We start from the raw sequence: 2415 nt of genomic DNA, 5'->3' as shown, positions 1-2415 counted from the left end.
CCTGCTGCCGCGGCCCTGCGCCAGAGCCTGCCGCGGCAGCAGGTGCTGGGGCTGAACCCGATGTTCGCGCCCGACCTCGGACTGCGCGGTCGTCCGGTCGTCGCGGTGCGCCACCGCGACGGTCCCGATGTCACCGCGATGGTGCGGGCCGTACGCGGCTGGGACGCCCACGTGGTGGAGCTGACCGCCGACGAGCACGATCGGGTCGCCGGGGCGGCGCAGGCGCTCACCCACGCCGCGGTGCTGGCGTTCGGGTTGGCCCTGGCACGGCTCGATCCGCCCGCGGCCACCGCGGCCACCGCCCCACCCCCGCACGTGCTGCTGCGCACCCTGCTCGCGCGGGTCGCCTCCGGGGCGCCCGAGGTGTACCACGACGTCCAGGCCGCCAATCCCTACGCCGCCGATGCCCGACGCGCCCTGCGGACCGCCCTCGACGACCTCGACACGGCCGCGGCCGGGACGGACGCGGGCTTCGCGGCGCTGATGGCGCGGGCACGCGCACCGCTCGGGGCCGAGCTCGCGCCGTACCGTCGACTGTGCGCGCAGGTGTTCACCGAGTTGCCGCCGGCCCACGACCCGAACGTCCACCTCAAGGGGGTGCCGTGATGTCCGATCCCGACCGCGCACGCCGCCGCGAGCGGGTGCGCCCCCCGACGTTGCCCGAGCACGATCCCGCCGATCCCGCCGCCGGGGCGGTGATCCGCGCCCTGTCGCGCACCTGGGATCGTCGCGCCGCGGTCAAGAAACCCGAACCCGACCTCGACGCGTTGTTCGACCCCGGCAAACTCGACTTTCCCGAGCCGCTGCTGCCGTTCCACACCGACCGGCGTTACCTCGCGCTCGACGACGAACCCCGGGCACGGCTGCGGGCCTGGGCCTGGATCGCCTACAACAAGAACGTCATCGACATCGAGCAGTACGTGGTCAATCCCGGATTCGCGTTGATCACCTCCGACGTGTTCGGGCTCGCCCCGTCCGACACCGTGGTCGTCGGAGTGCTCCAGGCCATGGTCGACGAGCAGTACCACACGCTGATGCACCAGAACGCCAACGCGCTGACCCGCCGGCGTCGCGGGTGGGCGCTGCCCGACGCGGTGCTGCCGCCGTGCCGGACCGTGCGGGCCCACCACGCGGCGGTGACCGCGGCCGCCGATCCCCGGCACGCGGCGCTGGTCCGGCTGGCGTTCACCACCGTCGCCGAGACCTCGATCAGCGCCTATCTGGGGTTGTTCACCCAGGACGAGACGGTGCAGCCGGTCAATCGGAGCACCGTGGCGGTGCACCGCCGCGACGAGCTGTGTCACGCCTCGCTGAGCGGCGAACTGCTCACCATGGTGTTCGGCGAGCTCGACAGCACCGACAAGGACCGGCTGCTCGATGCGCTCGCCGCCGGCATCGACGCGTTCACCGGCAACGACACCGACACCTGGGCGGCGATCATCACCCACGAACGGGTGCCCGGAGCCGACGCCCTGCTCGCCGACCTCGTCGACGCCACCGCGGGCCGGCAGGTGGTGCAGGACTGCAGCGCCATCCACCGCCTGTGCGCCGACCTCGGCATCTGGGACGACCTCGTCGCCCGCATCACCGTCGACCGTGCGTGATCGCCGGAGTCCGACGATCGTGCCCGCGCACCGGTCATGCGCGAATGTTCTGCTGCGCAACCGGATCACGCGTTCTACCGTGGAACCGAAGGACACCGGACCGGCCGGCACCGGACTTCGTCGAGCAAGGAGCACGTCGTGATCAAAGCCCTGATTTTCGCCGCGGGTGCGGCCGCAGGCTATGTGGCGGCCACCCGGTCGGGCACCTCGGCCTACAAGAAGGTCAAGGAGCAATCCCTCGATCTCTGGCAACGCCCGGCCGTGCAGGACAAGGTCAGCGAGGCGGCCGAGACCGTCAAGGCCAAGGCTCCCCAGGTGCAGCACCAGGTCGCCGATCTGGCGAAGAAGGCCACCCACCGGGGTTAGACGACCCGAGCCCGGTGCAGGAGCACCGCGTCGACTCGTCCCGCTCGGGCCGGCGGCATCGCGGCGCCCGGGTCAGGCCGCCCGGCGACGCGCAAGGAGGGCGTGCAGTTTCCCGAGGCGGTTGCGCACCCCCCATACCGTGACCTTCACCAGCGCTTCCTGCACGATGTTGCCGCTCATCTTCGACTCACCGATCTCGCGTTCGGTGAAGGTGATGGGCACCTCGGCGACGGCGAACCCGGCCTGCAGGGTGCGCCACGCCAGGTCGACCTGGAAGCAGTAGCCGTGCGAGGCGATCGCGTCGAGGTCGAGGGTTTCCAGCACGCGGCGCCGGTACGCGCGGTAGCCGCCGGTGATGTCGCGGATCCCGACCCCCAGCGCGAGCCGCGAGTAGATGTTGCCGCCGCGGGAGAGCACCTCCCGGTGCCACGGCCAGTTCACCACC

At 71.9% G+C, this 2415-nt stretch carries 3 protein-coding genes and 1 pseudogene; 3 read left to right on the top strand and 1 reads right to left on the bottom strand.

Translation table 11 applies throughout. The features are described from left to right. From Q8814_RS25725 to Q8814_RS25715, 3 genes are all read left to right on the top strand, one after another. The coding region (locus tag Q8814_RS25725) for a prephenate dehydrogenase dimerization domain-containing protein (RefSeq protein ID WP_330154772.1) at positions 1-606 on the top strand (606 nt) is incomplete at its 5' end. Next, complete coding sequence (locus tag Q8814_RS25720) at positions 606-1604, top strand: AurF N-oxygenase family protein (protein WP_330154771.1); 999 nt, start codon at positions 606-608, stop codon at positions 1602-1604. The genes Q8814_RS25725 and Q8814_RS25720, both read left to right, overlap by 1 nt. 138 nt (positions 1605-1742) lie before the next feature. Continuing rightward, positions 1743-1970 carry a hypothetical protein gene (locus Q8814_RS25715; protein ID WP_330154770.1) on the top strand — a complete coding sequence of 76 codons (228 nt, stop codon included), beginning with the start codon at positions 1743-1745 and terminating at the stop codon, positions 1968-1970. A gap of 72 nt (positions 1971-2042) precedes the next feature. Here the strand turns inward: Q8814_RS25715 and Q8814_RS25710 are convergent. Beyond that, positions 2043-2415: pseudogene (locus Q8814_RS25710) on the bottom strand (dolichol-phosphate mannosyltransferase); the annotation flags it as partial.

It is taken from the genome of Rhodococcus chondri (genome assembly GCF_036327435.1).
Classification (GTDB): domain Bacteria; phylum Actinomycetota; class Actinomycetes; order Mycobacteriales; family Mycobacteriaceae; genus Rhodococcus; species Rhodococcus chondri.
This window is presented reverse-complemented; position numbering and strand designations above follow the sequence as displayed.

What these genes read in the sequence shown, in the direction of transcription:
- Q8814_RS25720 (WP_330154771.1), top strand. Translation starts at nt 606, where the DNA reads ATGTCCGATCCCGACCGCGCACGCCGCCGCGAGCGGGTGCGCCCCCCG.